This is a genomic window from Natronobeatus ordinarius (assembly GCF_024362485.1).
Classification (GTDB): Archaea; Halobacteriota; Halobacteria; order Halobacteriales; family Natrialbaceae; genus Natronobeatus; species Natronobeatus ordinarius.
This window is the reverse complement of the sequence record NZ_CP101456.1, coordinates 2,440,750-2,467,712: the sequence shown is the minus strand read 5'-3', so window position 1 is coordinate 2,467,712 and position 26,963 is coordinate 2,440,750. Positions and strand designations below refer to the sequence as shown.

General features: G+C 66.0%; 29 protein-coding genes. 14 read left to right on the top strand and 15 right to left on the bottom strand.

Annotated features, from left to right (window positions below; all coding sequences use genetic code 11):
- The first annotated feature begins 223 nt into the window (after positions 1-223).
- From NMQ09_RS12650 to NMQ09_RS12640, 3 genes are all read left to right on the top strand, one after another.
- Positions 224-1,411 (top strand): hypothetical protein, encoded by a 1,188-nt coding sequence (locus NMQ09_RS12650; RefSeq protein WP_255190941.1) that lies wholly within the window; start codon positions 224-226, stop codon positions 1,409-1,411.
- A gap of 66 nt (positions 1,412-1,477) precedes the next feature.
- The gene (locus NMQ09_RS12645) at positions 1,478-1,705 is read left to right on the top strand and encodes an antitoxin VapB family protein (RefSeq protein WP_255190940.1); all 228 of its coding nucleotides are present in this window, start codon (positions 1,478-1,480) and stop codon (positions 1,703-1,705) included.
- On the top strand, positions 1,692-2,105 hold the full coding sequence (locus tag NMQ09_RS12640; protein WP_255190939.1) for a type II toxin-antitoxin system VapC family toxin: 414 nt from the start codon (positions 1,692-1,694) through the stop codon (positions 2,103-2,105). Before NMQ09_RS12645 ends, NMQ09_RS12640 begins: the two co-directional genes overlap by 14 nt.
- Positions 2,106-2,177: 72 nt before the next feature.
- On the opposite strand, the gene NMQ09_RS12635 is transcribed toward NMQ09_RS12640, so the two are convergent.
- Complete coding sequence (locus tag NMQ09_RS12635) at positions 2,178-3,920, bottom strand: ATP-binding protein (RefSeq protein ID WP_255190938.1); 1,743 nt, start codon at positions 3,918-3,920, stop codon at positions 2,178-2,180.
- A 147-nt stretch (positions 3,921-4,067) separates the two neighbouring features.
- On the opposite strand from NMQ09_RS12635, the gene NMQ09_RS12630 reads away from it, so the two are divergent.
- The 7 genes from NMQ09_RS12630 to NMQ09_RS12600 all read left to right on the top strand — a co-directional run bounded on the left by NMQ09_RS12630 (position 4,068) and on the right by NMQ09_RS12600 (position 10,175).
- On the top strand, positions 4,068-4,490 hold the full coding sequence (locus NMQ09_RS12630; protein WP_255190937.1) for a CBS domain-containing protein: 423 nt from the start codon (positions 4,068-4,070) through the stop codon (positions 4,488-4,490).
- 57 nt (positions 4,491-4,547) lie between these two features.
- Positions 4,548-4,949, top strand: a complete 402-nt coding sequence (locus NMQ09_RS12625) for a DUF2267 domain-containing protein (RefSeq protein WP_255190936.1) — start codon at positions 4,548-4,550, stop codon at positions 4,947-4,949.
- Positions 4,950-5,115: 166 nt separating this feature from the next.
- Positions 5,116-5,457: a cupin domain-containing protein gene (locus NMQ09_RS12620; RefSeq protein ID WP_255190935.1), complete on the top strand. Its 342-nt coding sequence runs from the start codon at positions 5,116-5,118 to the stop codon at positions 5,455-5,457.
- 82 nt (positions 5,458-5,539) lie between these two features.
- Positions 5,540-5,803: a DUF7861 family protein gene (locus tag NMQ09_RS12615; RefSeq protein ID WP_255190934.1), complete on the top strand. Its 264-nt coding sequence runs from the start codon at positions 5,540-5,542 to the stop codon at positions 5,801-5,803.
- 252 nt (positions 5,804-6,055) lie between these two features.
- Entirely contained in the window at positions 6,056-6,829 is a 774-nt protein-coding gene (locus NMQ09_RS12610) for a response regulator (protein ID WP_255190933.1), read from the top strand.
- 109 nt (positions 6,830-6,938) lie between these two features.
- Positions 6,939-9,035: a PAS domain-containing sensor histidine kinase gene (locus tag NMQ09_RS12605; RefSeq protein ID WP_255190932.1), complete on the top strand. Its 2,097-nt coding sequence runs from the start codon at positions 6,939-6,941 to the stop codon at positions 9,033-9,035.
- Between the two features lie 180 nt (positions 9,036-9,215).
- A complete protein-coding gene (locus NMQ09_RS12600; protein WP_255190931.1) occupies positions 9,216-10,175 on the top strand; it encodes a Gfo/Idh/MocA family protein in 960 nt (319 codons plus the stop codon).
- A 36-nt stretch (positions 10,176-10,211) separates the two neighbouring features.
- On the opposite strand, the gene NMQ09_RS12595 is transcribed toward NMQ09_RS12600, so the two are convergent.
- Positions 10,212-11,321 (bottom strand): OBG GTPase family GTP-binding protein, encoded by a 1,110-nt coding sequence (locus NMQ09_RS12595; RefSeq protein ID WP_255190930.1) that lies wholly within the window; start codon positions 11,319-11,321, stop codon positions 10,212-10,214.
- A 209-nt stretch (positions 11,322-11,530) separates the two neighbouring features.
- On the opposite strand from NMQ09_RS12595, the gene NMQ09_RS12590 reads away from it, so the two are divergent.
- On the top strand, positions 11,531-11,734 hold the full coding sequence (locus NMQ09_RS12590) for a VNG_1110C family protein (RefSeq protein WP_255190929.1): 204 nt from the start codon (positions 11,531-11,533) through the stop codon (positions 11,732-11,734).
- 7 nt (positions 11,735-11,741) lie between these two features.
- Here the strand turns inward: NMQ09_RS12590 and NMQ09_RS12585 are convergent, their stop codons facing one another.
- Positions 11,742-11,936 carry a helix-turn-helix domain-containing protein gene (locus tag NMQ09_RS12585; RefSeq protein ID WP_255190928.1) on the bottom strand — a complete coding sequence of 65 codons (195 nt, stop codon included), beginning with the start codon at positions 11,934-11,936 and terminating at the stop codon, positions 11,742-11,744.
- A gap of 328 nt (positions 11,937-12,264) precedes the next feature.
- Here NMQ09_RS12585 and NMQ09_RS12580 point away from each other — a divergent pair, with 328 nt between their 5' ends.
- Complete coding sequence (locus tag NMQ09_RS12580) at positions 12,265-12,570, top strand: DUF7116 family protein (protein ID WP_255194592.1); 306 nt, start codon at positions 12,265-12,267, stop codon at positions 12,568-12,570.
- On the opposite strand, the gene NMQ09_RS12575 is transcribed toward NMQ09_RS12580, so the two are convergent.
- From NMQ09_RS12575 to NMQ09_RS12555, 5 genes are all read right to left on the bottom strand, one after another.
- A complete protein-coding gene (locus NMQ09_RS12575; RefSeq protein WP_255190927.1) occupies positions 12,562-13,761 on the bottom strand; it encodes a pyridoxal-phosphate-dependent aminotransferase family protein in 1,200 nt (399 codons plus the stop codon). The genes NMQ09_RS12580 and NMQ09_RS12575 overlap by 9 nt on opposite strands.
- Positions 13,762-13,864: 103 nt before the next feature.
- Positions 13,865-14,887 carry a threonine ammonia-lyase gene (locus NMQ09_RS12570; RefSeq protein ID WP_255190926.1) on the bottom strand — a complete coding sequence of 341 codons (1,023 nt, stop codon included), beginning with the start codon at positions 14,885-14,887 and terminating at the stop codon, positions 13,865-13,867.
- A gap of 140 nt (positions 14,888-15,027) precedes the next feature.
- Positions 15,028-15,384: a winged helix-turn-helix domain-containing protein gene (locus NMQ09_RS12565; protein ID WP_255190925.1), complete on the bottom strand. Its 357-nt coding sequence runs from the start codon at positions 15,382-15,384 to the stop codon at positions 15,028-15,030.
- Positions 15,385-15,618: 234 nt separating this feature from the next.
- Positions 15,619-16,536 (bottom strand): trehalose-phosphatase, encoded by a 918-nt coding sequence (otsB, locus tag NMQ09_RS12560; RefSeq protein ID WP_255190924.1) that lies wholly within the window; start codon positions 16,534-16,536, stop codon positions 15,619-15,621.
- Between the two features lie 5 nt (positions 16,537-16,541).
- Complete coding sequence (locus NMQ09_RS12555) at positions 16,542-18,197, bottom strand: alpha,alpha-trehalose-phosphate synthase (UDP-forming) (protein ID WP_255190923.1); 1,656 nt, start codon at positions 18,195-18,197, stop codon at positions 16,542-16,544.
- Between the two features lie 306 nt (positions 18,198-18,503).
- Here NMQ09_RS12555 and NMQ09_RS12550 point away from each other — a divergent pair, with 306 nt between their 5' ends.
- Complete coding sequence (locus NMQ09_RS12550; RefSeq protein ID WP_255190922.1) at positions 18,504-19,643, top strand: M24 family metallopeptidase; 1,140 nt, start codon at positions 18,504-18,506, stop codon at positions 19,641-19,643.
- 90 nt (positions 19,644-19,733) lie between these two features.
- Here NMQ09_RS12550 and NMQ09_RS12545 read toward each other — a convergent pair whose 3' ends face one another.
- The 4 genes from NMQ09_RS12545 to NMQ09_RS12530 form a co-directional block, all read right to left on the bottom strand.
- Positions 19,734-19,880, bottom strand: a complete 147-nt coding sequence (locus NMQ09_RS12545) for a hypothetical protein (protein WP_255190921.1) — start codon at positions 19,878-19,880, stop codon at positions 19,734-19,736.
- A gap of 76 nt (positions 19,881-19,956) precedes the next feature.
- The gene (locus NMQ09_RS12540) at positions 19,957-20,538 is read right to left on the bottom strand and encodes a DUF420 domain-containing protein (protein WP_255190920.1); all 582 of its coding nucleotides are present in this window, start codon (positions 20,536-20,538) and stop codon (positions 19,957-19,959) included.
- A 106-nt stretch (positions 20,539-20,644) separates the two neighbouring features.
- Positions 20,645-21,037 carry a hypothetical protein gene (locus NMQ09_RS12535; RefSeq protein ID WP_255190919.1) on the bottom strand — a complete coding sequence of 131 codons (393 nt, stop codon included), beginning with the start codon at positions 21,035-21,037 and terminating at the stop codon, positions 20,645-20,647.
- 67 nt (positions 21,038-21,104) lie between these two features.
- Positions 21,105-22,451: an FAD-dependent oxidoreductase gene (locus tag NMQ09_RS12530; RefSeq protein WP_255190918.1), complete on the bottom strand. Its 1,347-nt coding sequence runs from the start codon at positions 22,449-22,451 to the stop codon at positions 21,105-21,107.
- Between the two features lie 238 nt (positions 22,452-22,689).
- Between NMQ09_RS12530 and NMQ09_RS12525 the strand changes: the two genes are divergently transcribed.
- Positions 22,690-24,321, top strand: coding sequence for a protoglobin domain-containing protein (locus tag NMQ09_RS12525; RefSeq protein ID WP_345781265.1), 1,632 nt, complete (start codon positions 22,690-22,692; stop codon positions 24,319-24,321).
- Here the strand turns inward: NMQ09_RS12525 and NMQ09_RS12520 are convergent.
- The 3 genes from NMQ09_RS12520 to trxA form a co-directional block, all read right to left on the bottom strand.
- Entirely contained in the window at positions 24,318-25,439 is a 1,122-nt protein-coding gene (locus NMQ09_RS12520) for an aminotransferase class V-fold PLP-dependent enzyme (RefSeq protein WP_255190916.1), read from the bottom strand. The genes NMQ09_RS12525 and NMQ09_RS12520 overlap by 4 nt on opposite strands.
- Positions 25,440-25,520: 81 nt before the next feature.
- Complete coding sequence (locus tag NMQ09_RS12515; RefSeq protein ID WP_255190915.1) at positions 25,521-26,579, bottom strand: NAD(P)/FAD-dependent oxidoreductase; 1,059 nt, start codon at positions 26,577-26,579, stop codon at positions 25,521-25,523.
- Positions 26,576-26,920 (bottom strand): thioredoxin, encoded by a 345-nt coding sequence (gene trxA / locus NMQ09_RS12510; RefSeq protein ID WP_255190914.1) that lies wholly within the window; start codon positions 26,918-26,920, stop codon positions 26,576-26,578. Before trxA ends, NMQ09_RS12515 begins: the two co-directional genes overlap by 4 nt.
- Positions 26,921-26,963: the final 43 nt, after the last annotated feature.

Genomic DNA, 26,963 nt, shown 5'->3' with positions numbered 1-26,963 from the left:
TTCAGATTGTCCCGGACTACGGATAGCAGTCACGGTCTTTCGACGCGTCGACCTGTCGCTGGATCGCTGTCGACCCAGTAGGTGGTCCCAGCACGTACAGGATTCATCCCGTCCCCGTTTCTGCTGCACCCATCCTCTATATTCAGCACGCCTCTCTTGTCAGGTAGTGAGGAGTTCAACAGAGCCGAACGTTTTACGTGAAACACGTCGACATTTCCACAGGATGGGTGATAGCTACAGGTTCATCGCGCCGGTGTACGCCGATCGGCTGTCGGCGACGACCGTCGAACGGGTCGTCGACCGCTTTCTCGAGGCCGGGTTCGAGTCGACGACGACCGACGCCTGCGTCGAGTACAGCGTCGACTCGGGGTCCGATCCCGAGCGGGAGGTCGCGACGCCCGGCCGGGCCGGCGACGCGATCGCGGCGAACGGCAACGGACACGTCTACCTCTCGCTCGACGGGTTCGAAGCGGGGGTGCACGTCGCCCTCGAGAAGACAGATCCAGCGGAGCCGTCGCTGCACGTGTTCGACCGCGAAGGGGCGCTAGTCGGCGACGACATCCCCGAGTCGGTCGCCGTGCGGCGGGGTGAACGGTTCCTCCAGGCGCTCGCCGGGACCGTGATCGAAACCGATCCGTGGGGGGCGATCGGAACCTTCCTCGACGAGGGCGGGATGAACGTCGGGTACCCGAACGCGCCGCCGGCCGAGGCGACGCTGTCGACGTTGCCGTGGGTGACCGTGTTCGGCCCGGTGTGGTGTGACCACCTCGGCGGCCGGGACCGGCTCCTGGGGGCGCCCGTGTGGGACGCGCGGACGCTCGAGAACGGGTCCGTCGTGCTCCGGAAGACGGAAGCCCCGGACCCCGAGTGGTACGCCAACGATCCGCTCTCGAAGAAGGTGGTAATCGAGCCGACCGACTACGTCTTCCAGGGGTGGACGACGACGGACCCGGACGAACTCCGGGCACAGGAACTCCGGACGTCGCCCCGGGGGTACCTCGACCCGTTTCGGTCGTTCGACGAGGGGGACTACGGCACCGACATCCTCCTGTGTAAACACCACGCCCCGTTCGAGATGGGGGAAACGACGTACGCGGACCGCCTGGACAACGACCTCGACAGCACCTATCGATGCCAGGTGGCGACGGTGCAACGCCGCGGCGAGACGCTGTGGACGACCGGCTCCGACGAGTTCGTCCGCCGCCTCGTCGACGACGACGGTGACCCCATCGGCGACCGGCCGGCCGACGTCCCGCCGGAACGCGAGCTGCTCTCGCTGACGATCCTGCTCGAGGACCAGCGGGAGAACCCACCGTCGTGGTACGCCATCGACGACCCGGGCGACGAGAGCATCAGCGCACGGCTCAACTCGTTCATCGTCCAGTCCCACGAGCACTCCAGTATGTGGTAAGACGAGTGATCGGCGTCGGATTTCGTCGACGCGACGTTTTTACGTATGGGTACCCATACGCAGGCTATGAGCAAGAACATCGCGATCGCCGACGACGTCTACGAGCGGCTGAAACGCGAAAAGGGCGATCGGAGCTTCAGCGAGGTGATCGCGGACACGCTCGACGAGCGCGCCCGACTGGCGGACGTCCACGGCGAAGGCGTCCTCAACCCGGATGCCGTCGCTGCAGCCCGCGAAGAGATTGGCCGCCTCTCGGAGGGGACGCTGTCCCGGCTCGACGATGAAACTCTGTGATACGTCGGTACTCGTCGACATCGATCGGGGCGGCGTCGAAGAGCGCGTCCGCAAACTCGACGCCGAGGGTCGCCACGCCGTCAGCATGGTGACCGTCACCGAACTCCGTCTCGGGATCGAACTGGGGTACGAACCGACCTCCGAGGCGTACCGCGACGCCGTCGACGGGCTCGACCGACTCCTCGCTCGCTTCGAGGTCCTCCCGGTCACCCGGGCCGTCGCGGTCGACGCCGCGGCCGTGATCGCGACGCTGAAACGACGCGGCGAACCGCTGAACGACCTCCACGACGTGTACGTCGCGTCGACCGCCCGCACCGAACGAGTGCCTGTGTTGACGGCGAACGTCTCGCACTTCGAACGGATCGACGACCTCGAGGTCGTCGACTGGACCACGTTCTGATCGCCGCTCGTTCACGGTCCCCGCTCGTTCACGGTCCCCGCTCGTTCGTCCGCGTTCCCATCGCCAGTCGCGTCACTCCTCCGGCCGCTTCCCCGCGAGCACCTCGAGGACGTCGTCGGCGACCGCGTACGTCCGTTCGTCCGGGCGGTCGAGCAGCGACTCGGTTCGCAGCTCCGACAGCAGACTCTGGACGGCGACGGGCGACCGGTCGACGCGCTCGGCGAGCGCCTCGGTTCGCATCGGTCCATCGCAGGCCAGGATCGTGACGACTTCCCGGGCGGTCTCGAGCGAACACCGCGAGTCCGCGCTGGCTCGCTCGAGGCGTTCGCTCACACCCGGTAGCTCGAGCGCTTCGGAGAGTTGCTGGCGATCGTCGACGACCACCCACTCGCCCGCTGCACCGTCTTCGTCGTCGTCCCCGCCGTCCGCGTCCGATCCGGAATCGGTGTAGCCGAGTTCGACTGCGTCGACCTCGGGCTGGATGATCGTCGACTCCTCGTCCGCCCCATTCTCGGGGTCGGCCGTCCGTTCGCGGAGGCGATCGACCTCCGCCTCGCGCTCTGTGAGCTCGGCTTCGAGGCTCTCGAGTTCGGCCTCTAAGACGTCGCGCTCGAGTTCGAGCCCGTCGACCTCGGCTTCGAGTTCTTCGATCCGTTCGTCCCGTCGCTCGAGCGCCGCCTCGGCCTGCTCGAGGTCGGCCGCGAGTTCGTCCCGTTCGGCCTCGAGTTCGACGAGTTCGTCGTGAAGCCGTCTGAGCTGTTCGCTCGAGTCGGGGAGCTGTGACTGGACCGTCTCCGGTTCGCTGAGCGCCTCGGCCAGCTGATTCGCGGCCGTCGAGACGTTTCGAGCGGAGGCGAGCTCGTCCTGGAGGTCGTCGATCTTCGACTCGCGCTGGTCGAGCTTTCGCTCGAGCTCCTCGAGTCGGCTCTCCTCGCGCTGTTTTCGGTCGCTGATCTCCTGGAGGTCGCCGACGAGGGCGTCGGAGACGGACTTGAGTTCGGGGCGTTCGAAGTCGTCGAGGCCGGGAGTCGCGCCGGCGTCGAAGGTGCGTTTGCGTCGGAACTGGATCTTGCGGACGCCCTCGTCGGTCCAGTCGGTCTGGATGAACGCCTGGCCGTCGTCGAGTTCGGAGACGCGTTCGGCGTACTCGGTGTCGATGATTCGGCCGACGACCTTCGTGTCGTTGTCCCAGGTCAGCCGGTGCCAGACCAGCCAGTTCGCCTGGGTGATGAAGTCCTTCTTGACGTCCGCCGGTCGCTGGCTGATCCCCAGGATGCCGAGGCCGTGTTTTCGCCCCCGTTTGCCGATCTTGATCAGCATCTTTCCCGTCTCGCCGACGCCGCCGCCCTCGGGGATGTACTCGTGGACCTCCTCGACCACGAGGAGGAAGGGTTTCTTGAGCTTCTTCTCCTTGACGAACAGCTGCCGAGCCGTCTCTCGCAAGAGTTCGTCGGCGACCTCTTCGTCGAGGTAGCCCGAGACGTCGAGGATGACGGGGACGTTCTCCTCGAGGGCCAGTCGCGCCATCTGTTCGGCGTGTTCCGGCCCGATCTGGACGTCACACTCCTCGTCCGCGCCGGCGTGGAGCATCTCGTACTCCTCTTTCAGCCCGTAGTACTCGCCGTCGGTGTCGACCACCAGGAGTGGGTAGCCTGACTCGAGCAGCTCCTCGGCGATCACCGACGCGGTGTTCGACTTCCCGCTGCCGCTCTTGCCGGTGACGAACCCCCGGCCGGTGAGCACCTGGACGACGGGCAGGCTCACGTCCTCGCCGGTTCCGGTCTCCCCGACGACGATCGTTCGCTGCTCGCTCACGGCTCGCTCACCGGGGCCGACCCGTCCGCTCGCGATACGGTCATGATATGCGTACAGTTCGATGGGGAGAACTTGAATATTGGCGTCGCTCGAGTCGGCGGCTACACTACTATACCGGTCGTCGTGGTGGGGACTACCTGGACGCCCATGCCAGTCGAAAACCTCGCACGGAACGACGTCGTGACGGCGACGCCGGAGACGCCGATCCAGGAACTCGCAGCGACCATGAACGATTCGGACGTCGGCAGCATCGTGATCACCGACGGCCCGGACCCGGTCGGGATCGTCACCGATCGCGACCTCGCGATGCGTGTGCTCGCCGAAGGGGCCGACCCGGCCGAACACACCGCCGAGGACGTGATGTCTGCAGAGCTGTGTACCATCGACCGCCACGCCGGCTTCTACAAGGCCACCGAGCTGATGAGCGAGCACGGCGTCCGACGCCTGCCGGTCGTCGACTCGGACGGGAACCTCGCCGGGATCATCACCGCCGACGACCTGAACGAACTGCTCGCCGACGAACAACAGGAGCTCGCAGGCGTCGTACGCGCTCAACGGCCGCCGTACTGACGCCGAGGATCGGTTCAGCCCGTGGACTTTTCCCTCGGTCCGTTGAAGCGAGCGGCGATGAACTACAAAGAGTTCGTCGGCCAGGTCCAGCACCGACTCGAGCTCGCGGAGTTCGGCCAGGCGGTTCGATCCACGCGGGCGACGCTCACGACGCTCGGCGAACGGCTCCACGAGGGCGAGGCGACCGACCTCGCGAGCCCGCTGCCGATGGAAATCGACCGTTACCTGACCGCGGCAGCGTCGGGCCAGCGGTTCGACTACGACGAATTCCTCGACCGGGTGGCAGAACGCGAGGGCGTCGATCGAGCGGACGCGAACCACCACGCCCAGCAGCTCGTCGCCCTGCTCGCCGAGGTCGTTCCGGCGGGAAACCTCGAGAAGGCGCGCAACCAGCTTCCCGACGACTACGAGCCGCTGTTCGAACTCGCGGACTTCGAGGCGAGCGAGGACGAGGAGTGACGGCGACGCGTCGTGTCCGCTCGCTCGAGGCCGGAGTTCGGAGCACGAGTCTCCGGCTCAACAGCTCGCACATCTCCCGATACCGGCTGTTTCAGGCCACAGATCGCTCTCTACGGGAACGAGCAGAGGCAACAGCGTTAAGCCGATGTGGGGTAAGCGGTAACAAATGACTCTCGCCTCGATCACCGAGCTGGTCGACGACCTCGAGCCGAACGAACTCCAGCACAAGGAAGTACTCAGTACAGGACCGCTCACCGTCGAAGTAGGAAAGTACCCCACTGCCAGTGCTGCCCCGAAGAACCCCCACAACGAGCAGGAACTGTACTACGTCCTTTCGGGGTCGGGCAAACTCCGCGTTGGCGACGACACGCACGACATCGAGGCGGGTGACCTCGTCTTCGTCGAACCCGACCTCGAGCACGACTTTTTCCACATCGCCGAAGAGATTACAGTCCTGATTATCCTCGGACCGTCGACGACTCCCACCTCGTACGGCATTCGCGAGTGAGACGCCCAATCCGGGTTCCGCTGTCGCCCAGCGCCACTCCGTTCGAAACGCCGATCGCGTCGCGACACACTTCGCCGAACTCATGACTCACGACCGAATTCACGCGCGAAAACCGACACACGATCTCGAACGGTGGTCCGTCGGGACCATCGAACACATTACCGACCAGGACGGACACTGCGTTTTCGAGGTCCGGACCGACCGGGGAGAGACGGTCGAACTCACCGTCACGGTCGCGATCAGGGAACTGGTGCTGTCCCGGCTGAACCTCGAGGACGGTGAGTCACCGGTCGGTGCTCGAGTCTGGTATCGAAAGCACGGCTACGATAACACTTCGACGAAATGACGATGGTTGTGCTTACCGGTGATCGCCGTCAGACCTGACTCCGACAATGTGTCCGTTCCGCACAGCGTGAGTTGCGACTCGAGCTGGCGAGGCGGGGAAATACGCCAATACCGGTGGGCAACTCAATACCGGTTGGTAACTACTGTACGCGGGGGCTCTTCGGAGTGGCCAGCCAGCCGGACTCTCAGCCAGAATAGTAATATTTCCGAGCAGTAAACAATACTTATGTTTGTGTGGCGTTCTCACCCTCCTATGGACGACGAGGACTCCGGTTCAGCCAGTCACGGTCGCGTTTCCCTCTCGAGTGACGAGCTCTTTCGGGTGCTCGCGGACTCGAGACGACGGACCGTCCTGTTTCACCTCCGTCAACACAGGGTTGGGACGCTCGAGGAACTGCTCGACGTACTCACCGCGGTCAGTACGGACGACCTCGACGAGGACGACCGAGCGGCCCTGTCGACGTCGTTGCTCCACAGTCAGCTCCCAGTACTCGAGGACCACGGCCTTCTCACGTACGACCCGGCGGATGGCATCGTCGAATCGACGCGGCTCCACGGCGAGATCGGCGAGTGGCTCGACCTCGCGGTTCGTCAGGAGATTCGCATCGAGAGGGCGCACGAGTCAGCCGACCGAGCCGACGCGGACGAGGAGATCACGGTGTTGCTCGTCGACGACGAGCCGGGGCTCCCCGAAACCATCGGAGCCTACATCGAACGCGAGAACGACGACATCGCGGTCACGACCGCAGCGAGCACGCACGAGGCCGTCTCGACGCTCGAGGAGGCGTCGTTCGACTGTATCGTCAGCGACTACCAGATGCCGGCCATCAGCGGCCTCGATTTTTTGAAAGTCGTTCGCGAGGAGGACGCGACGGTTCCGTTCATCGTCTTTACCGCCAAGGGAAGCGAGCGAGTCGCCAGCGAGGCGATCGCGACCGGCGTCACCGATTACGTCCGGAAGGGACCGGATCCCGAACGGTTCGACGTGCTGGTCGAACGGATTCGCACGGCCGTTACCCGGGAGTAACCCGTCGTCCCCCGATCCGAGCCCATCGCTCGGCCGCTCTCACTCCGTCCGGCGGGCAGAACAGGCACCAGTCAGTGTGTATCACCCCAACTGCGTTCCCACCCGACCGATGACCGACTCCCGACCCGAGTACGAGCGGTTGATCGACCGCATCACAGATGCGTACTGCGCGGTCGACTCCGACTGGCTGGTCACGTACTGGAACGAACGAATGGAGACGGTAACTGGCATCCCAGCAGCTGACATCGAGGGTGACGTTCTCTGGGGCGCCATCCCCGAACTTGCTGGTTCGTCCCTCGAGTCACACTGCCGTGCGGTCATGGACACGCACGAATCGCGGTCGGTCGAAACGCCACTCCCCGGATCGTCCGGCGCCTGGCTCGAGGTAACCCTCTACGCCGACGAGAGCGGCCTGTCGCTCATCGCCCGTGAACTCACCGAGCGAAACGCCCGGGAGGCTGACGTTCGACTCGCGGAAACGGTGTTCGAGAACACGCAGGACGCACTCTTTCTCATCGACGTCGACGAAGCCGGTGACGAGTTTCGACTCGAGCGAGTGAACCCGATCTACGAAGCCCACACCGGGCTGACGAACGACGAACTCAGCGGACAGCGACTCCGGGACGTCTTCGGTGACGAACATGGAGGGGCCATCCTCGAGAACTACCGCGCGTGTGTCGCCCGACGTGAGCCACTCGAGTACGAGGAAGTCCTCGCGGTCCCCGACGAACAGTCCTATTGGGAAACGCGAATTGCACCGGTCGTTATCGACGGCCGGATCGAAAAGATCGTCGGCGCGACGCGCAATATCACCGAGCGCAAAGAACGCGAACGGCAGTACGACGCCATCTTCAACCAGACCTACCAGTTTACGGGCTTGCTCGATACCGACGGGACGCTGCTCGAGGCGAACGACTCCGCGCTGGAATTCGGGGGCTTCGACCGCGAGGACGTGGTGGGAAATTCACTCTGGAAATCCGGCTGGTGGCAGACCAGCGTGGAAGCCCAGGAGACCCTGAAAGCCGCGATCGAGTCGGCAGCCGACGGCGAGTTCGTCCGGTACGACGAAGCGGTCCAGGGCGCTGACGGGGCCGTAATTATCGACTTCTCGCTTCGGCCGATCACGGACGAACGGGGCGACGTCGTCTTGCTCGTGGCCGAGGGACGAAATATCACGGCACATAAACGACGGGCCCAGGAACTCGAGCAAAAGCGGGAGTTTCTCCGGCAGATCCAGCGAACCGCGGCGATCGGCGGCTGGGAAGTCGACTTCCGGACGGGGCGGATGCGATGGACGGAGGAAGTCTACCGCATCCACGAGCTTCCCATGGCGTACGAGCCGACGGTCGAGGACGGGATCGAATTCTATCACCCCCAGGACAGAGCGACGATCACGGACGCGTTCGAGCGGCTGCAGACGACGGGTGAGGGCTACGATCTGGAGTTGCGGATCGTCACCTCTACCGACGAGGTCCGGTGGGCCCGAACGCTCGGAACGCCGTGGTACGACGACGATGGCGACCTGATCGGTGCCCGGGGCGCGTTTCAGGACGTTACCGAACGCAAGGAGCGCGAACGGACGCTCGAGCGGACCAACGACCGTCTCGAGGAGTTCACCGCCGTCGTGAGCCACGATCTCCGCAACCCACTTACCGTTGCACAGGCCGGCCTCGAGCTCGCCCGGGAGAGCGGGTCGCCGGAGGACTTCGACCGGATCGAGGCGGCACACGGGCGGATGAACGCGCTCATCGACGACCTGTTGACGCTCGCACACAAAGGCCGGCAGGTCGAACGGACCAGCCCGATCGAACTTGCCGTCCTGATCGAGTCGGTCTGTGAGACGCTACCGGGTGGCTGGCGCCACCTGGAGGTTACACTCGAGGACTACTGCCTCGAGGCCGACGCGTCGCGGCTGCGGCAGTTGATCGAGAACCTGCTGACAAACGCGGTAACACACGGCGGCGAGGACGTGACGATCCGGGTCGGCCCCCTCGAGGACGAGGAAGGGTTCTACGTCGCAGACGACGGGCCAGGTATTCCGCCATCGATGCGTGAGGGGATCTTCGAACAGGGATACTCGACGGTCAGTGACGGGACTGGCTTCGGCCTCGCCATCGTCAGGGGAATCGCCGAAGCCCACGGCTGGACGGTCACGGCGACAGAAAGCGCCGACGGCGGTGCTCGATTCGAGGTGGCGACCGGCTAGCTCGGTCAGCCGTGACGGACGCTCAGTTCGTCGATCGGTTTCGAACGTCCTTCTGCACGAGACGACAGTCAATCGATCGGGTACGTCGTGATTAACAATACGATCGGTCGGTCCGTTTTCAGATATGGTGGTGTACATGCGCACTCGAGCGCCGTCCCGCGAACGCTGGAGGTGTCTCCGATGAGATACGCCGTCGTCGGTGCCGGTTCCTGGGGAGCGAATCACGTCCGGACCGCCGCGTCCCTGCACGAGGAAGGATTGCTCGACGAACTCGTCGTCTGCGACGTCGACGAACGACGGGCCCGCCGGCTGGCTGAAGCGTACGACCTCCCCTTTCGAACCGACGTCGCCGACTGTTCGATCGACGCAGCGACGGTAGCCACGCCCACGAGGACCCACCACGACCTCGGCACGCGGCTCCTCGAGTCGGGCGTCGACCTGCTCGTCGAGGCGCCCCTCGCCGCGACGCCCGCCGACGCCCGGGACCTCGTCGAGACCGCCGCCGACCACGATCGAACGCTCGCCGCCGGCCACTCGCTGCGATACCTGCCCGCTCTGGTCGAGCTCAGGCGTCGCATCGAGGGGGGCGAACTGGGTACGATCGAGTACCTCCAGACTAACTATTTCTCGTTTCGTGCCCCCCAGACGACGGCCGGCGTCCTGGACTCGATCGGCATCCACGACGTCGACATCTTCGCGTACCTGCTCGATCCGACGGACCTCGAGCCCGACCCCGACACCGTCCTCGTGGACGAGACCGATCGAGCGACGACGCTCGTCGTCGACTACGGTGAGACCGTTGGCGTCGTCAACGTCTCCTGGGAAACGCCCGCCGCAGGGACGTGTCGACACCTGCTCGTCGCCGGCGACGAGCGCTCGGCGTACGTGGACTACCTCGACGACGTCGGGCTCGAGCTCCACGACGACCGCGACGGTGGATCCGAGCCCAGATCTATCGACACCCGCGGGGAAGGGCCGCTAAAGGCGGCGCTGATCGACTTCCTGCACGCAGTCGAGACGGGAAGCGAGCCGAGAGTGTCCGGCCGGATCGGTGCCGAGGCCGTGTCGGTGCTCGAGCGGGCGCGGGAGCCGACTGGCCGGGACGCGCCGCTCGCCGGTGAGGTCGACGAGCGCAGCTGAATTGGGACCGCGACGCTGCGGAAGAGCCGACACGCGCTACCGGCGAAGGATCAGCTTCAGGACGTCCTCGTCCTCGAGGACGTGTTCGGTGCCGACCTGCTGTTCGTCGTGGGTCGCACTCGGGCCGGAGACGCGGGCGAACCGGAAGCGCTCTTTGAACTCGCCGCCCAGCTTCTCGACGGCGTCTTCGATCGTCGACCCTTCCTCGATCACGAGCGGCTCCTCCCAGTCGATTCCGCGGCCGGGCTTGTCCATGTAGACCCGGATGAGTCCGAGGTTCTCCCAGAGCCGGTCTTTGAGCGCCTCGAGTCCTCTCTCGGCTTCGGCGCTGATGAACGTCACCGCCTCGGGGTCGAGGCCGCGTTCGCGGAGCTGTTCGTCGACGGTTTCCTTGTAGTCGGGCGTGATCAGGTCGACCTTGTTGACGCAGGTGATCGAGGGGATGTACTCGCGGTTTTCCATCAGGCCGTCGATGAGTCGGTCGATCGTGACCGACTCGCCGAGGTTGAGGTCGGCGTTGACGTAGCCCTGATCGCGAAGCACCTCCTTGATCGTATCCTCGTCTAGGTCCTGGTCGGCGCTCGAGGTGATCTTGATCCCGTCTTTGATCTTCGGGCGAACCGTCACCCGGGGCGGGTCCTGGTCGACCCGGATGTTGATGTCGTACAGCTCCTCCTGGAGGCGGTCGTACTGGTCGATCTCGAACACCGAGAGGACGAAGAGAATGAGGTCGGCGTTGCGAACGACCGAGAGCACCTGCTTGCCGTCGCCCTTTCCGGTCGCTGCGCCGCTGATCAGTCCGGGGACGTCGAGCACCTGGATGTTCGCCCCACGGTGTTTGAGCATCCCCGGCTGGACGTCGAGCGTCGTGAACTCGTACTCGCCAGTTTCGCTCTCGGCGTTCGTGAGCGAGTTGAGCAACGACGACTTGCCGACGCTCGGGAACCCGACGAGCGCGACCGTCGCGTCGCCGTGTTTCTCGACGGAGTAGCCAGTTCCCCCGCCCGCCGAGGACTGATTCTCGAGTTTCTCTTTCTTCTCGGCGAGCTTCGACTTCAGGCGACCGATGTGCGCCTCCGTCGACTTGTTGTAGGGCGTGCTGGCGATCTCCTCTTCGATTGCTTCGATCTCCTCCTCGAGCCCCATGTATCTGTACGCAGCCGTTCGTCCCGAAAAACACTTTCCATGCGTCGCCCGATCGGCCTCGGCTCCAGCCGCAGCGAAAATCGAGTCGACGCCCTGCTGCTCGGATCTCTTTTTTCGGTCCCTTACGAGGCGTCAAAACCGGTAGTTACCGAATCCAACCGAACTTCGACACACATAAACGGCGGAGTAGCGATCATGCGAACGGACGAATGCCAGATCCCTCGAGCCTGCGTGACAGCACGCAAATCGTTCTCCCCCGTGAGGAGTTACGCGGCCTCGAGGCACAGCTCGACGAACGATTCACCGTCACCGTCTTCGACGAGCGAAACGGACACTGTCGGATCATCGGCAGCCCCGTCGAGATCAAGAACGCGAGCCAGTTTCTCGCACGCAACGGCGTGAGTCTGCGCTGATCGCAGCTCACCCGTCGAACAGTTCCCGGATCACCCTCGCTTCTGCCTCCCGCAGGTGTTCGGACGCCGTGCTGGCCGTACATCCGAGGTGGTCGGCGACGTCCGCCGCCGTCGCCCGCCGCGGCGTTTCGTAGTAGTTGACCTCGAGTGCAGCCTGGAGGACCTCGCGTTGGCGCTCGGTCAGCGCGGACCGGACGCCCACTGGACGGCCGGCGGACCTGCCGAGCCGTTCGACCCGGACGTCGATCCCGTCGGCTGGGAACCGACGTAGCCGACGGCCACGGACGGACTCGAGGCGGTCGTCGAGCGGTGGCGAACGGAGGGCGTCCTCGTCGAAATCCCAGATGGAGACGTGTGTGGGGAAGCGACTGGATGAGCGTCCGTCGATGGTTCACGATCACGGACAGCCGTCGGTGTCACGACCGTCCGTCGGGACGAATGCGCACCGTCGGCCTCCGCGATCTGTACGATTCAGAACAACGCTTATTACGGTGGGTGGTGTAGGAACGTATTGAATGGGTCCTGTTAACATGCGACTCGTCGAGCAGGCCAGGTCGATTTTCGCAGAGCTCGGGTACACCGTCGAAGGAACCGGTCCGGAGTTTCGGGCAGAGCGTGCGTGGAAAGTCGTCCACGTGAACCCCGTAAGCGACGCGCGAGAGCTTCCGTCGTCAACGGGAGAGTTTCAGTGTTTCGTCGCCCAGCCCGACGACGCCGACGACTTAGAGCGCCGCCTTCGCTCACGAAACCCGGACTACGAGTGGGCCATCATCGTCGTCGACGGCGAGGAGTATCAGGTCGAGCGCGCACCACCGGGACCGACCGTCTCAGCGTAACGCGCGACGCGCCGCCGCAACCCCCGCGTCGGGGTCGACGTCGGCATCCATCGATTCTAACACGTCACCGAGCGCCGTCACCACGAACAGTACGTTTTCCGGGCGGGCCGAGTGGCCCATACAGCCGATCCGGAAGATCTCGCCCGCGAGGTCGCCGAGTCCGCCCGCGACCTCGAGGTCGTAGCGCTCGAGCAACTCGCCACAGACCTCACCGTCGTCGACGCCCGCGGGGACGCGGACGGCGTTCAGGCTCGGCAGCCAGTACTCGTCGGGAGCGTTCATCTCGAGTCCCATGCCCTCCATCCCGGCTTTCAGCGCGCCGGCGAGGCGCTCGTGGCGCGCCCAGCGCGCTTCGATGCCTTCCTCCGCGACGAGCCGCAGGGCTTCGCGGATCGCGTAGACGTTCGTAATCGGGGCCGTGTGGTGATAGGATCGCTCGTCGCCCCAGTAGCCCTCGAGCAAGGTGAGATCGAGGTACCACGAGCGTGGCTCTTCCTCCCTCGAGAGGACCTTCTCCATCGCTTCATCAGAGAGGGTGAGCGGGCTCGCGCCCGGTGGACAGGAGAGACACTTCTGGGGACCGGAGTAGGCGACGTCGATGCCCCACTCGTCGACGCGCAGTTCCACGCCGCCCAGCGAGGTGACGGTGTCGGCGATCACGAGCGCGTCGTGGTCGTGGGCCGCCTCGGTGAGTTTCGGAACCGCGGGCTGTAAGACGCCCGTGCTGGTCTCGGCGTGGACGAAGCCGAAGACGTCCGGCTCGTGTTCGGCGAGGGCGGCCTCGACGTCGGCCGGATCGAGCGGCTCGCCCCACGGCGCGTCGACCTCGACGACTTCGCCGCCGGCGCGGCGGGCCATCGACGCCATCCGGCCGCCGAAGTAGCCGTTCGTCGGCACGAGCATGGTATCGCCCGGCTCGACGACGTTGCCGATGGCCGCCTCCATCGCCGCCGAGCCCGTTCCCGAGACCGGGATGGTCCACTGGTTGTCCGTCCGGAACGTGTACCGAAGGAGCTCCTGTACCTCGTCCATGATCTCGACGAACGACGGATCGAGGTGGCCCACCAGCGGCGTGCTCATCGCCCGAAGCACCCGCGGGTTGACGTCGCTCGGACCCGGCCCCATCAGCGTCCGATTCGGCGGCGTCAGTTCGCCGACCTGCGGTGCGTCGCTATCGTCGTGTGTAGCCATGCGAGGACGTGGTACTGGGACCAACAAAAACGTTCACGCATCGGCAGTCGTCTCTTCTGCGGACGCTGATGTCCCCACACCCCGGATCGGCGTCTCTCGAGTGCTACGCCTCGGTCACGAGATCGACGAGCTTCGCCCTCGAGAGGTTCCGCCCGGAGAGCTGGACGACGACGGTCGATCCAGCCACCTCCTCGCCGAGGCGCTCGAGCGCGGCGACGCTCGCCGCGCCGGCCCCTTCCACGACGACGTGCTCGTCGAACAGCAGCCGGCGCATCGCCGCCTCGAGGTCGGCGTCGTCGGCGAGGACGAACCGATCGAGTCGCTCGCGAAGGACTGCCATCGTCACCGCGAACGGGACGCGCGTGGCCAGCCCTTCCGCGAACGTCTCCATCGACGTGTGGGGCTCGAGGTGGCCGTCGCGCCAGGCGTGATACAGGCCGGGTGCGGCCGCCGACTGGACCCCGATCACCTCGGCGTCGGTGAGTTCGCCGACGGTGAGACAGTAGCCGGCCGCGCCGCTGCCGCCACCGACCGGGCAGCAGACGTAGTCGACGTCGGGGCAGTCCTCGACGACCTCGAGGCCGGCGGTCCCGACGCCGGCGACGAGCGCCGGCTCGTTGGCCGAGTGAACGTAGCGATAGCCTTCCGTCGTCGCCTGACGCTCGGCCCACTCCCGGGCCTCGTCGAAGTCCGCACCGTGGTGTTCGACGCGCGCGCCGAACCGTTCTATCGCCTCGACCTTGGCCGGATTCGCGTCCTCGGGGACGGCGATCACGACCGGAACGTCGAACTCGCGGCCGGCGTAGGCGACCGACTGACCGTGGTTGCCGGTGCTCGCGGCGATCAGCCCCCGGTCGCGAAACTCCTCCTCGAGCTGTGAGACGAGCGTGATCCCGCCACGGACCTTGAACGCTCCCGTGGGAAGGACGTCCTCACGTTTCAGGTAGACGTCGGCGGCGTACGCTTCGGACAGGGCTTCGCTGCGAACCAGCGGCGTCCGCGGGAGGTGCTGTCGAACGATCCGGCGTGCACGGTAGACGTCCGCCGTCGTCGGCGGGGTTAGCTCGTGGTACGGAAACACCGTCGTCGAGTCGGGCGAGTCGACCGGTTCGTAGTGAGTCGGCATACGGCGACAGTCGACGCCGGCTCACAAATAGCGCTCGACTGACAGTGGCGTCGAGAGCAGCCGCTCACAGAGGGGCGAAACGCGAGCCGTTCGACCGGGACTGAACGAACTCGCCATCTCGGGAGCCACAGCGCGTTGGGTTACTGCTTTGCGTCGTCGTCGGACGTCTCCTCTTCGCCCCGGGCGAACGCCTCCTCGGCGGCGTTGTCGGCGCTCGTCGGGCTCGGCCCCTCGATGAGGCCCTCGAAATCGTCTACCTCGTCGTACTGGTCCTGGTAGACGAGCGCGGCCTTTCCGAGCGACGTGATCTCGTACAGTCCGGACCGCTCTGCCGGCCCGATCTTCTGGACGAGACCGTAATCTTCGAGCACCGGGAGTCGCGTGTTGATGTTCTTTCGGCTCTTTCCCGTGTGGTGTGCGAGATTCGTCGCGACGTTCCGGCCCTTGTCCTCGAGTTCCTCGAGGATCAGGAAGTCAGTTGGCTGTCGGAGTTTCACTGTAATTCACTCTCGGTACATACTACATTTCCGATGGTAACTAATACTTTCGGCCAAATGCGGTTATCGCTATTGGATATTGCGATCCGAGATTTTAAGTGGTTGCAGCAGATATCGTTCGATCGGGTGTGGCCGGAGGCGATCCCCCTGCAACCCACCCCCTTTGCCACCATCCGGTGGCCCTGCTATGCGCCTTCGCCACCCCCTTCACTCTCGGGTCGGTACTCGAATCACCTACCCTTCGTCTGACCCCATCCACCCAGTCGACAGTGAGGACGCACCGAGCCGAGTGCCAACGTAGCCGCCTGGTGCACGCAGCGCCGGTGCAACGGAGCGTCGTCGCGTTCGTCCCTCGAGTAGCTCGACGCCAACGGTCGCGAGCCAGCGCAGCAGTGTCGCGACCGCCGTCGGCGACGCGACCCGGCAGGAGGCCGCCGTCGGGCGGTCGTCGCCCACTCTGACACCGAGTCCGTCGGGCTCGACGGCGCGAAACGCCGACTCGTCGGTGACGTCGTCGCCGACGTAGATCGTGTACGCCCCGTCGCTTCGGCGCTCCTGGAGGAGTTCGATGGCGTCGCCTTTTCCCCACGGTACCGACGGGCCGAGCTCGAGGACCCGCTTCCCCCTCGAGAGGTCGAGCGCGTCGTCTCCGAACCGCTCGACGCTGGCTTTCGTGAGCCGTTCGACGACCGGTCTCGCCGCAGGTGGGGTCGATCTGACGTGAACGGTCCCGGTCAGGCGCTTGTTCTCGACGGCGGCTCCGGGGATCGACTCGAGCGCGACCTCGAGCGCCGAACAGACCTCCTCGACGAGCGTCGCGCGCTCGCGTGCGACGGGATGGACTCCGACCGAGCCGTCGCGTTCGAGCTCGAGGCCGTGGTTGCCCGCGAACGTCGACGGCCCGTCGACCCGCTGGCGGACGTCGGTCAGCGCGCGCCCGCTAACGATCGCCGTCGAGACCGACTCCTCAGCAGCGAGTGCCTCGAGCGCCGCCGCGTTCGCCGGCGTCGGCGTCGCGTCGTCCGGCTCGTCGACGATCGGGGCGAGCGTCCCGTCGAAGTCGAGGCAGACGAGCAGTTCGGATGCCTCGCGGAGGTCGTTCCGGAGTGCTGGCAGCCGCTCGGCGATCGACCGCGGCTCCGTCTTCGACATTCGGCTCACCTCCGTTGTGGCCGACCATCCGGTCTCCCGGCGATCACGCTCGAGCCGTGAAGCCGGCTCAGCTCGTCGAACTGGGCGTCCATCCACGACTCGAGGTCGTTCTCGAACACCCGCTCACGGAGGTCGGTCAGCCGTTGCGCTCGTTCGTACGACGGGGCCGACAGTGCCGTCTCGAGCGTCTCCGAAAACGCCTCCCGCCGTCTCGGGTCGATCGTGTACGCCGAGTCGCCGAGGAGGTCGTGGCTCCCGACGGTGTGACTCAGAAGGAGCGCGCCGTCGCCGTCCACGCAGGAGGCGGCGTACTCCTGGGCGACGAGGTTCATCCCGTCGACCAGCGGGCTGACGATCATCACGTCCGCGCGGCGGTAGAGCGCACAGAGCGCCTCGTGATCGAGGTACTCCTCGGTGTAGACGATCGGCTGCCAGTCGTCGGTTCCAAAGCGATCGTTGATCCGCTCGACCTCGTTTCGGACGTACTCGCCATGTCCCTCGTACGCCGGGATCTCCGTTCTGCTCGGCGTCGACTTCTGGACGAACGTGAACTCGCCGCGCCACTCCGGGCTGCGCTCGAAGAGACGCTCGACGGCTGCAAGTCGCTCCGGAATGCCCTTGGTGTAGTCGAGCCGGTCGACGCCGAGGCCGATCGCGTTCCCCGCTGGTATGTCGTGTTGCGTCCGGAACGACTCCCAGCGGTCCACGTCGACTGACCGGCACGTTCGATCGTACGCCGCCGCGTCGACGCCCATCGGCTCCGCCACGAGCCGCGTTTCGGACCCGCCGTACCGGACGGCCCGGCGGCCCCAGTCGACGTTCGCGCCGGGGACGAACCGCTCGACGCACTCGAGGAACGCCTCACAGTACCGATCGACGTGGAAGCCGAGCAGGTCGTTCCCGAGCAGGCCCTCGAGCAGTTCGTCCCTGGCGGGACAGTGCTGAAAGACGTCGGCTGAGGGCCACGGGATGTGCCAGAACTGCGCGATCGTCACCGTGTCGGGGACGGCCGCCCGAATCATCGCCGGTGCGAGCCCGAAGTGGTAGTCCTGGAGCCAGACGACCGCGTCCTCGTCGACGCGTTCGACGACGGCGTCGGCGAACTCCTTGTTGACGGACCGGTAACACTCGAGGTCGCCCGGTCGAGACTCGACGACCCCGGGGAACTCGTGACACAGCGGCCAGAGAACCCGGTTGCTGAACCCGCGGTAGTAGGCGTCGACCGCCTCCTCGGAGAGCCACACCCGCTTCAGCGTGTAGTCCTCGGTTTCGGGCGGCACGCGGACGCAGCCGTCGTCGTCGGTCACCTCGCGGTCGGCGGCGCCGTCGCCCCAGGCGATCCAGGTGCCGCCAGCCCGTTGCAACACGGGGTCGAGCCCCGCGGTCAGACCACCCGTCGGACGGTCCACGCTGATCGTCCGTGCGTCCGTCGCTCGAGTGATCATCGACGAGCCGCCGGCCGTGCTGGCGTCGCCGGACGCCGGTCCGCCACCGGTCACGCTCGAGTCGTCGGCCGACGACTCGTACTCGTGCCGGTACGGCTGTCGGTTCGAAACGACGACGAACGAGTCCGCACCCGTCGGTCCGACGTCGTCAGCCGGTCCCGTTCGTCCGTCGCCACCGTCGCTCGTCGGTGATTCTCGATCCTCGTTGTGAGGCATCTGCCACGACCGAACACCTGCACCACGGGTTCGTTCCCTCCCTGCAGGCTCAGGGTACTCTAATAGGGAGGGGATTTCGGTCGTCGAATCCGACGGATCACAGCAGTGGGAAGTATGATGTGGTTTACTGTGGTATGGTTTTGTTTATCATGGTGCGTTCGGCCAGCCGTTCGAGGCGGGATAGACCGGCCGTCGGTCTACGACCACCGGTTCAGGCCGTACGCACCGGCTCGAGCCGTAAGGAACGACTACTGTACCGTTCGGCGGTCCACGAACGTTCATCTGTCGGGGGTGCGAACGGCCACTATGACCGATCCGTTCGACCGACGACTCCGTGACTGTCGACGACGACTCGAGGCGGCCGGCGCCGAGGCGGTCGTCTGTTTCCCGAGTTCGAACCTCACGTACCTCACCGGATTCGAGGAGTCGCCATCCGAACGACACCTGCTGCTCGTCCTCCCGACCGTCGGTGCTCCAGCGTTCGTCGCCCCCACGATGTACGCCGAACAGCTCGCCGAAACGCCCGTCGAGGACGTTCGTCTCTGGGACGACGGCGACGACCCGGTCGCGCTGCTCGAGGACGTGCTCTCTGACCGCGGAATCCGCGACGGCTCCGTCCTCGTCGACGATCGGATGTGGGCGCTGTTCACCCAGGACCTTCGGCGGCTGCTCCCCGACGCCTCCTTCGACCTCGCGAGCGTCGTCTTCGAGGCGCTCCGCCTGCGAAAGGACGACGTCGAACTCGAGGCGCTCCGTCGGGCGGGCGAGATCGCAGATCGCGTTTCGCTCACGCTCAGAGCCCGCTGCGAGGAACTCGTCGGGACGACTGAGGCCGCCCTCGCCGACGACATCGGTCGGCTGCTGGGTGAGCACGGCGGCGGAGCTCCCTCGTTCTCACCGATCGTCGCGTCGGGTCCCAACGGCGCGCGGCCACACCACCACAGCGGCGACCGGGTGATCGAAGCCGGCGATCCCGTCGTCCTCGACTTCGGCGCGTACGTCGAGGCCGACCTCGAGTCGGGGACGGCCCGTTATCCGGGCGATCAGACGCGAACGATCGTCTTCGCGGGCGAGCCACCCGCCGAGTACCGGGAGGTCCACGCGATCGTCTGTGAGGCACAGCAGGCCGCCGTCGACGCCGTCGAGCCGGGGGTCACCGCCGGCTCGATCGACCGTGCCGCCCGCTCGGTCATCGAGGCGGCAGGCTACGGCGACGCCTTCGTCCACCGCACCGGCCACGGCGTCGGCCTCGAGGTTCACGAACCGCCCTACATCGTCGCGGGCAACGACCGCGAACTCGAGCCCGGAATGGTGTTCTCCGTCGAGCCCGGGATCTACCTCGAGGGCCGGTTCGGCGTCCGGATCGAGGACCTCGTCGTCGTCACCGAGGACGGCGCCGAACGGCTCAACGACTCCCCGCGGGGCTGGCGGGCGGACGACGCGTAGGCGGCGCTCGCATCCACTGGGGGCTGGCGGGCGGACGACGCGTAGGCGGCGCTCGCATCCACTGGGGGCTGGCGTGGACGCCGATCCCGACTACGTCTCGTCGTCCGATCGGGTATCGACGCCACACACCTGCAGGACGTGGCGGATGTGAAAATCCTTCTCCGACGGATCGTCCGCCTCGAGTGCCTTCTCGAGGTGTTCCTTGCAGTCCTCGCCGAGTGTTGTGTTCGCGCTCACGACCACCGGTAGCGGGGCGAGGAGCAAAAATCCGACCCATATCCGTCACCTCATCATCCGTTCCTCGAGTGTGAAGTCAGTACGTGTAGCCGTAGATGTGGTTGAGCAGCAGGTAGGTGACGACGCCGAGCACGAGGCTGAGGATCCACGTCGCGGCGGCGATCCGGCCGATCCGGGCGTGGGCGGTTCGACGGAGCTCCGCCGGGGTGTGAGTCAGCCCGAGGAGCAACGCGTACAGTACGACTGGAACGGCCACGATCGAGAGGAGGATGTGCACGGCCAGCATGACGAGATACGCGTAGCGGACGAGCTCGGGGCCGTCGAAGAGCTTCTCCCCGCCGCCGCCGCCGACCCTGGTGAGATAGAGCACCAGGAACAGCAGGATGAGCACGAACGCGCCGACCATCGCCAGCCGGTGTTTGTCGACCTCGCCCGCCCGGATCCAGTACCAGCCGAGGACGAGCAGCACCGTCGTCGTCAGGTTGATGACCGCGATGAGGTGAGTAAACAGGTCCACCTGCGCTTCCGTGAGCTCCGGGTAGATCGGCAGGTCGAGCAGGAACGTCCCGATAACCAGCGCGTAGCCGACGACCGTCAGGAGGATCGTCACCCCGAGCGTGTTCTCTCGCAACCGTCGTTGCGCAGCTGCGGTAGCCATTGTCGGGAGTTAGGACGGATCTCGTATCTGTCTTGCTCTTCTGGATCCAGACTCGGCGTCCTCGGCTCCACGCCGTAGTCTCCAGTCGAACGGCCGGTCCAGCGCGCTACCGAACAGCGGCGCAAAGCCGCTCTGGGACGGCCGTTCGCTCGACGGCCGACACGACTGCGAGGCCGACGATACTCCCGAGGACGACGACGTCGAGGAAGAACAGCAAGCCGCCAACGACGAGTCCGAGCCCGAGGAAGATCGGGACACAGAGCAGCACGACGCCGGAGACGACGTAACTGAGCCGCTCGCGTCGTTCGTCGGGAATTCGGTCACGGACGACCCACGCGACCGGGCCAAACATGACGGCTGCGCCGATCGCGAACGCCACGACCCAGCCCCATGGACTCGACTCGTACTCACCGATCCGTGCCCCCGTAACGAGAGCGATCGCGCCCAGCGAGCCGACGAGTACGAGTTGCCGAAACCGGCGTGATTCGAAGTCGTTCACGTCTCTACGTTGTCACACACCGTTGAAAAGCCTGACTCCGATTCCGACACTCCGGCTGTGAGCCGAATTACTCGAGTTGGCCGTTCAACACCTTCGCCGCGGTGAGGACCGGGTCCCAGGTCGGGCTAAAGGGCGGGGCGTACGCGAGGTCGAGGCCCTCGAGTTCGGCGACGGTCAACTCGGCGTGGAGCGCGGTCGCGACGGTGTCGATGCGTTTGGCCCCCTGTCGGCCGACGAGACTCGCCCCGAGGACGCGCTCGCTCTCGCGGTCGGCGACCAGCGTGATGGTGAGGTCGGTCGAGCCGGGGTAGTAGTGTGGGCGCGTCGGCGCCTCGATCGTGACCGAGACGGGATCGAAGCCGGCCTCACTGGCGGACTCCTCGTCGACGAGACCCGTCCGGGCCGCGCCGAGCTCGAACGCCTTCACGATCGCCGTGCCGGCCGTCCCGCCGGTGAGCGTTGGCGAGCCGGCGACGGTGGCTCCGATCGCCCGCCCCGCGCGGTTGGCCGTCAGCGCGAGCGGCACGTGATCCGGCTCGCCGGTGACGACGTTCGTCGCCTCGGCGACGTCGCCTGCTGCGTAGACGTCGTCTTCGCTCGTCCGGCCGTACTCGTCGGTCGCGATGGCACCCGTCGGCCCGAGTTCGATCCCCGCCTCCTCGGCGAGGTCGACGTTCGGGGCGACGCCGACGCCGACGATCGCCAGGTCCGCCGGAACCTCATCGTCCTCGAGTGTCACCGCCTCGACTCGCTCCTCGCCGTCGAAGCCGGAGACGGCCGTTTCGAGGTGCAACTCGACACCTTCCTCGCGGAGGTGCTCTTCGACGACGCGGGCGGTCTCCTCGCCGAACGGCTGGAGCGTCCGGGGGAGCATCTCGAAGATCGAGACCTCGAGGCCCCGGGCTGAGAGTGCCTCGGCCATCTCGATGCCCACGTAGCCGCCGCCGACGATCGCGGCCGTCTCGGGCGCGCGCTCGTCGACGTAGTCGTCGATGGCGTCGGCCGCGTCCATGTCGTGGATCGTGAACACGCCCTCGAGGTCGATTCCGTCGAAGGGCGGCTCGATCGCGCGTGCGCCGGTGCCGATCAGCAGGTGGTCGTAGGGCTGGTCGAAGCGGTCGCCGTCGGCCTCGACGGTGACCGTCTGCTCTTCGGGGTCGATCGCGACGACCTCGTGACCAGTCCGGAGGTCGATATCGCGCTTCTCGACGAACTCCTCGGGCGTCACCGCGACGAGGTCCTCGAGTTCCTCGACCTCGCCTTTGACGTAGTAGGGCATCCCGCAGGCGGCGTAGGAGACCCACTCGCCTTTCTCGAAGACGATCACGTCCAGGTCGGGGTCGTCACGTTTCGCCTTGCTCGCCGCGCTCATTCCGGCTGCGTCTCCGCCGACGATGACGAACGTCTCGTCCATACAGGGCCGTACGGAGGCACCCGATTAAAGTATTTCGCAGATTGTACAATATTGGGGAGCGGGACCGACGAACTCCGGTTGGGCGGCTTCCTCTCGTAGCCACTGAACGTCGTTGCACTTCTGCTCGCGATCCAGCGGCCACCCTGTCGAGAATACGGTGATCATCTATGATCGTAAACACTGGATCAGTTTCTTAATATTGAAATGATTGTCCAGCGGGGTACAATGTATGGATCCAATGACGATTTTTGGGGATGGGGAACTAAATCAACACGTCGATCCCGACGCACTTCTCGACGACATCGATCTCGATGCCGACGAAATCGCCTGGCGAAAAGCGTTCATCGGCTTCGACGACGAAGACGAGCGTCGACTCTCGAATCTCGAGCCGCTGTTTCGCGACCGCCAGAACGAGATCGCCGACGACTTCTACGAGAACCTGACCCACCACGACGGCACGCTCGAGGTGATCGGTCGGTCGCCGAAAGGAATCGAGGCGCTGAAACAGACCCAGCGCGCCTATCTGGTCTCGCTCGCGACGGGTGAGTACGACGAGGAGTACTTCCGGAACCGCGCGCGCATCGGCAAACTCCACGAAATCCTCGACATGCCGATGAAGTACTACGTCGGCCAGTACGGCGTCTACTACGACCTGATCCTCTCTGAGATCGACGAACGCGTTCAGACGCGGACCGTCGACGCCATCGAGGAGTGGGTCGACGAGGAGATGGACGCGAGCGACGACTCGTTCCAGTCCCGGATCGTCGACCGCTTTCGCGGCTTTACCGACGAGGGCGAAGACGAGGAGGGAGGCCTCGACCCGTCGCTCGAGCGAGCCGTTCGTGAGGCGATTCACGACGGGATGGCGGACGTCCTCGCGGTGCTCCGGATCGTCAACCTCGACTTGCAGGTGGCGGCGGACACCTACTACGAGAGTTACACCCAGAAGCTCGACCGGGAGGTCGAGCGACGAAAGGCCCTCGCCTACGGCGTCAGGCGCGACGTCCACGAGCCGATCGAGGAACTCGACCGGGCGTCAATGTCGGTTGCCGAAAGCGCCCAGGAGATCAACGACCTCGCGGCGAGCCAGGCCGACGACACGCACGCGATCACCGACGAGATCGAGTCCTTGAGCGCGAGCATCGAGGAGATCGCGGCGACCGCCGACCAGGTCAAGGAAGTGGGCGATCGGGCGGAATCGCTCGCCGAGGACGGCGTCGAACAGGCCGACGCAGCGCTCGAGGAGCTGGCAGCCGTCGAAGAGGTCACCGCGGAGCTGACCGACGCCGTCTCCAGGCTCGAGGCGCGAACGAAGGCGATCGACGACGTGATCGATCACGTCAACGACCTCACGGAACGGACGAAGGTACTCGCGGTGAACGCCACCGTCGAGTCGAGACGTGGCGACGCGACCCAGGAGACGCTCGAGGTGATCGCGACTCAGGTCAGATCGTTCGCCGAGGAGGCGGCCCAGGACCTGACCGACATCGAAACCGAGGTCACGGGAATCAAGTCGGTCACGGCAGAGACCGTCGAGACCGTCGAAGAGACGACCGATCGACTCGACCAGGGGACCGAACGCGTCGAAACTGCGATTGCAGACCTCGACCAGATCCACGATGCCGTCTCGGAAGTGACCTACGGTATCGAGGAAGTTGCCGTCGCCGCAGCCAGCCAGGCGACCAGCGCGGAGGCGATCCACGCGACGGCCGAACGGTCGTCACGGACGGCCGATCGCGTCTCCGCCGAGACCGAATCGGTGGCGGCGGCGACCGAAGAACAGACCGCGAACCTCTCGGAGATCGCTCGAACCCTCGAGAAACTCACCTCGGTCGAGGACGTCAAGCGCAGGCCCGTTTACGAGCGCTAGGGTAGGTCGGGAGCCAGCGCCTCGAGCAGCGCGTCGACGTCCGCGGCAGTGTTGAACGCGTGGACCGAGGCCCGGATCGCGTCAGGATAGGGGAGTGATCGAACGGTGATCCCCGCGTCCGAGAGCCGCCCGACCGTCGTCTCCGGCTCGTCGACGTCGATCGTCACGAGCCCTGACTCGAAGTCGCGGGGGCTGAGCAGCCGTTCCTCGGGGACGCCCGCCTTGAGCCGGTCGGTCAACGTCTCGATGCGCCGTTCGATCGTCTCGAGGCCGACGGATTCGATCACGTCGATGGCGGCCTCGAGGCCGGCGTACGGAGCGGGACTCGCCGTGCCGACCTCGAATCGCCGTGCACCGGCGGCGTACTCGTAGTCGGGTGCGTTGGGGTCTTCGACGCTTCGATAGCCGATCGCGCTCGGGACGAGGTCACGTTCGACGCCCTCGCGGACGTAGAGGAAGCCGGCGCCGAACGGGCCGAGCAACCACTTGTGACCCGCAGCGGCGACGAAGTCGGCTCCCCACTCGCCGACGTCGAGGGCGGTCTGGCCGGGCTCCTGGACGGCGTCGACGAGTACTCGCGCGCCGGCGTCGTGGGCGATCTCGACGAGGTCGCCGATCGGCAGTCGGGTGCCGTGACTCCAGGTGAGCGAACTCACGCAGAACAGGTCGGCGTCGGCCGCCACGGCTTTCACGTCTTCGAGGTCGAGGTAGCCGGCCTCGGTCTCGAGAACCCGAACTTCGACCCCGGACTCGCGCTCGAGGCGGCGCCACGGCAGGATACCGGCCGAGTGCTCGAGGTCGGTCCGGACGATGACGTCACCCTCGTTCCAGTCGATCGCGCCAGCGACGCGGTTGATGCCGTCGGTCGTGCTCGCCGTCAGCGCGATCTCGTCGGGCGAGGCGCCGACGAAGTCGGCGACCGTGGCTCGAGTCGAGTCGTAGGTATCGAACGCCGACGTGTACATCCCCTCGTTCGCCGGGGCCTCGTACTCGTGGTGCTCGAGCGCCGACTCGATCGCCTCGACGACGGGGCGCGGACTCGGGCCGCTCGCACCCGTGTTGAAGTAGACGCCGTGCTCGAGGGCAGGAATCGCTGCGCGAAGGTCGGTGGGTTGCATACTATCGGGTCACTCGAATGCGTCGTCTCGGCGGCGCGTCTTCAACACGCCGATCCCGACGGCGACGCGAGGTCGAGGCGCTTACGCGGGGGCGGAGGCCTCGAGTCGCTCGGCCGCCTCCTGGTCGAGCCAGCCTTCCGCGTCGAGGGCGGCCATACTTCCGGTCCCTGCGGCGGTGACTGCCTGTCGGTATTTGGGGTCCATCACGTCGCCGGCGCCGAAGACGCCGGGGACGGCCGTCTCGGTCGTCATTCCGTCCTCTGTGAGAAGGTGACCGTCCTCGTCGAGCGGGACGGGTGTGTCCTCGAGGAACGCCGTGTTCGGAACGTGGCCGACGCCGTAGAAGATGCCGCCGACGTCGACTTCCTCGCGTTCGACTTCCTCGCCGTCTCGCGGCTCCACCGCTCGACTTTCCGCGTCGGTACGCGACGCGCTTTCCTCCAGGCGCTCCGTCGGGTGGCCGTCGGGGTGGCTCACCAGCGTCGCGCCGGTGACGCCTTCGTCCTGGCTGCCGTGGATCTCGAGCAGTTCCGCGTTCCAGCGGAACTCGATCTGCTCGTGCTCGAGCGCGCGACGGGCCATGATCTCGGAGGCTCGAAGTTCGTCGCGGCGGTGAACGACGGTGACCGAGTCGGCGAACTTCGCGAGAAAGAGCGCCTCCTCCATCGCGCTGTCGCCGCCGCCGATCACGAGCACGTCGTCGCCACGGTGGAACGCGCCGTCACAGGTCGCACACGTCGAGAGGCCGTAGCCCATCAGCTCATCTTCGTTCTCGGCACCGACCCAGCGGGCGCTCGCGCCGGTCGCGACGATCAGCGCCCGCGTTCGCAGGGTGTCGCCGGTCGACAGCTCGAGGGCGAACGGGCGGTCCTCGAGGGCGGCCGACTCGACGGTCGCGTGGACGAACTCGGCACCGAACGCTTCAGCCTGTTCTTTCCCGCGCTGGATTAGCTCCATGCCGCCGATCCCCTCGGGGAAGCCGAGGTAGTTCTCGACCTCGGTCGTTAGCGTGAGCTGGCCGCCGGGCTCGGGGCCCTCGAGGACGACCGGCTCGAGGTCGGCCCGGGCGGCGTAGACGGCCGCCGAGAGGCCGGCGACGCCGGAGCCGACCACGACGAGTTCGTGCGTTTCGGCGCTCATTCGCTGTGGTTCTCGATCATCGCCTTGAGTCGTTCGGCCGGCTGCACACCGACGACCCGCTCGACCTGTGCGCCGTCAGCATAGAGCAAGAGCGTGGGAACGCCCTGGACGCCCATCTGTCCGGCGAGGATCTGATGCTGGTCGACGTCGACTTTCGCGATCGCAGCGTCGGTTTCGCGTGCGAGTCCCTCGAGAACCGGTTCGATCATCTTGCAGGGCCCACACCAGTCGGCGTAGAAGTCGACGAGGACGACGTCGTACTCGGAGACGACCTCCTCGAGGTGTGACTCGTCCTCGATCGCGACGGGTTCGCTCGGAACTTCGGCTGGGTTCTGTGACATCACGCTCACCTACGGCCCCGACCGTTTTAACAGTTTTGGAAAC

What these genes read in the sequence shown, in the direction of transcription:
- NMQ09_RS12515 (WP_255190915.1), bottom strand. Translation starts at nt 26,579, where the DNA reads ATGAGCGCCGAAACGCACGAACTCGTCGTGGTCGGCTCCGGCGTCGCC.
- NMQ09_RS12605 (WP_255190932.1), top strand. Translation starts at nt 6,939, where the DNA reads ATGACCGACTCCCGACCCGAGTACGAGCGGTTGATCGACCGCATCACA.
- NMQ09_RS12575 (WP_255190927.1), bottom strand. Translation starts at nt 13,761, where the DNA reads ATGGCTACACACGACGATAGCGACGCACCGCAGGTCGGCGAACTGACG.
- NMQ09_RS12525 (WP_345781265.1), top strand. Translation starts at nt 22,690, where the DNA reads ATGACGATTTTTGGGGATGGGGAACTAAATCAACACGTCGATCCCGAC.
- NMQ09_RS12540 (WP_255190920.1), bottom strand. Translation starts at nt 20,538, where the DNA reads ATGGCTACCGCAGCTGCGCAACGACGGTTGCGAGAGAACACGCTCGGG.
- NMQ09_RS12650 (WP_255190941.1), top strand. Translation starts at nt 224, where the DNA reads ATGGGTGATAGCTACAGGTTCATCGCGCCGGTGTACGCCGATCGGCTG.
- NMQ09_RS12630 (WP_255190937.1), top strand. Translation starts at nt 4,068, where the DNA reads ATGCCAGTCGAAAACCTCGCACGGAACGACGTCGTGACGGCGACGCCG.
- NMQ09_RS12530 (WP_255190918.1), bottom strand. Translation starts at nt 22,451, where the DNA reads ATGGACGAGACGTTCGTCATCGTCGGCGGAGACGCAGCCGGAATGAGC.
- NMQ09_RS12580 (WP_255194592.1), top strand. Translation starts at nt 12,265, where the DNA reads ATGCGACTCGTCGAGCAGGCCAGGTCGATTTTCGCAGAGCTCGGGTAC.
- otsB (WP_255190924.1), bottom strand. Translation starts at nt 16,536, where the DNA reads ATGTCGAAGACGGAGCCGCGGTCGATCGCCGAGCGGCTGCCAGCACTC.
- trxA (WP_255190914.1), bottom strand. Translation starts at nt 26,920, where the DNA reads ATGTCACAGAACCCAGCCGAAGTTCCGAGCGAACCCGTCGCGATCGAG.
- NMQ09_RS12610 (WP_255190933.1), top strand. Translation starts at nt 6,056, where the DNA reads ATGGACGACGAGGACTCCGGTTCAGCCAGTCACGGTCGCGTTTCCCTC.
- NMQ09_RS12595 (WP_255190930.1), bottom strand. Translation starts at nt 11,321, where the DNA reads ATGGGGCTCGAGGAGGAGATCGAAGCAATCGAAGAGGAGATCGCCAGC.
- NMQ09_RS12570 (WP_255190926.1), bottom strand. Translation starts at nt 14,887, where the DNA reads ATGCCGACTCACTACGAACCGGTCGACTCGCCCGACTCGACGACGGTG.
- NMQ09_RS12615 (WP_255190934.1), top strand. Translation starts at nt 5,540, where the DNA reads ATGACTCACGACCGAATTCACGCGCGAAAACCGACACACGATCTCGAA.
- NMQ09_RS12600 (WP_255190931.1), top strand. Translation starts at nt 9,216, where the DNA reads ATGAGATACGCCGTCGTCGGTGCCGGTTCCTGGGGAGCGAATCACGTC.
- NMQ09_RS12640 (WP_255190939.1), top strand. Translation starts at nt 1,692, where the DNA reads ATGAAACTCTGTGATACGTCGGTACTCGTCGACATCGATCGGGGCGGC.
- NMQ09_RS12590 (WP_255190929.1), top strand. Translation starts at nt 11,531, where the DNA reads ATGCCAGATCCCTCGAGCCTGCGTGACAGCACGCAAATCGTTCTCCCC.
- NMQ09_RS12620 (WP_255190935.1), top strand. Translation starts at nt 5,116, where the DNA reads ATGACTCTCGCCTCGATCACCGAGCTGGTCGACGACCTCGAGCCGAAC.
- NMQ09_RS12555 (WP_255190923.1), bottom strand. Translation starts at nt 18,197, where the DNA reads ATGCCTCACAACGAGGATCGAGAATCACCGACGAGCGACGGTGGCGAC.
- NMQ09_RS12625 (WP_255190936.1), top strand. Translation starts at nt 4,548, where the DNA reads ATGAACTACAAAGAGTTCGTCGGCCAGGTCCAGCACCGACTCGAGCTC.
- NMQ09_RS12645 (WP_255190940.1), top strand. Translation starts at nt 1,478, where the DNA reads ATGAGCAAGAACATCGCGATCGCCGACGACGTCTACGAGCGGCTGAAA.
- NMQ09_RS12550 (WP_255190922.1), top strand. Translation starts at nt 18,504, where the DNA reads ATGACCGATCCGTTCGACCGACGACTCCGTGACTGTCGACGACGACTC.
- NMQ09_RS12520 (WP_255190916.1), bottom strand. Translation starts at nt 25,439, where the DNA reads ATGCAACCCACCGACCTTCGCGCAGCGATTCCTGCCCTCGAGCACGGC.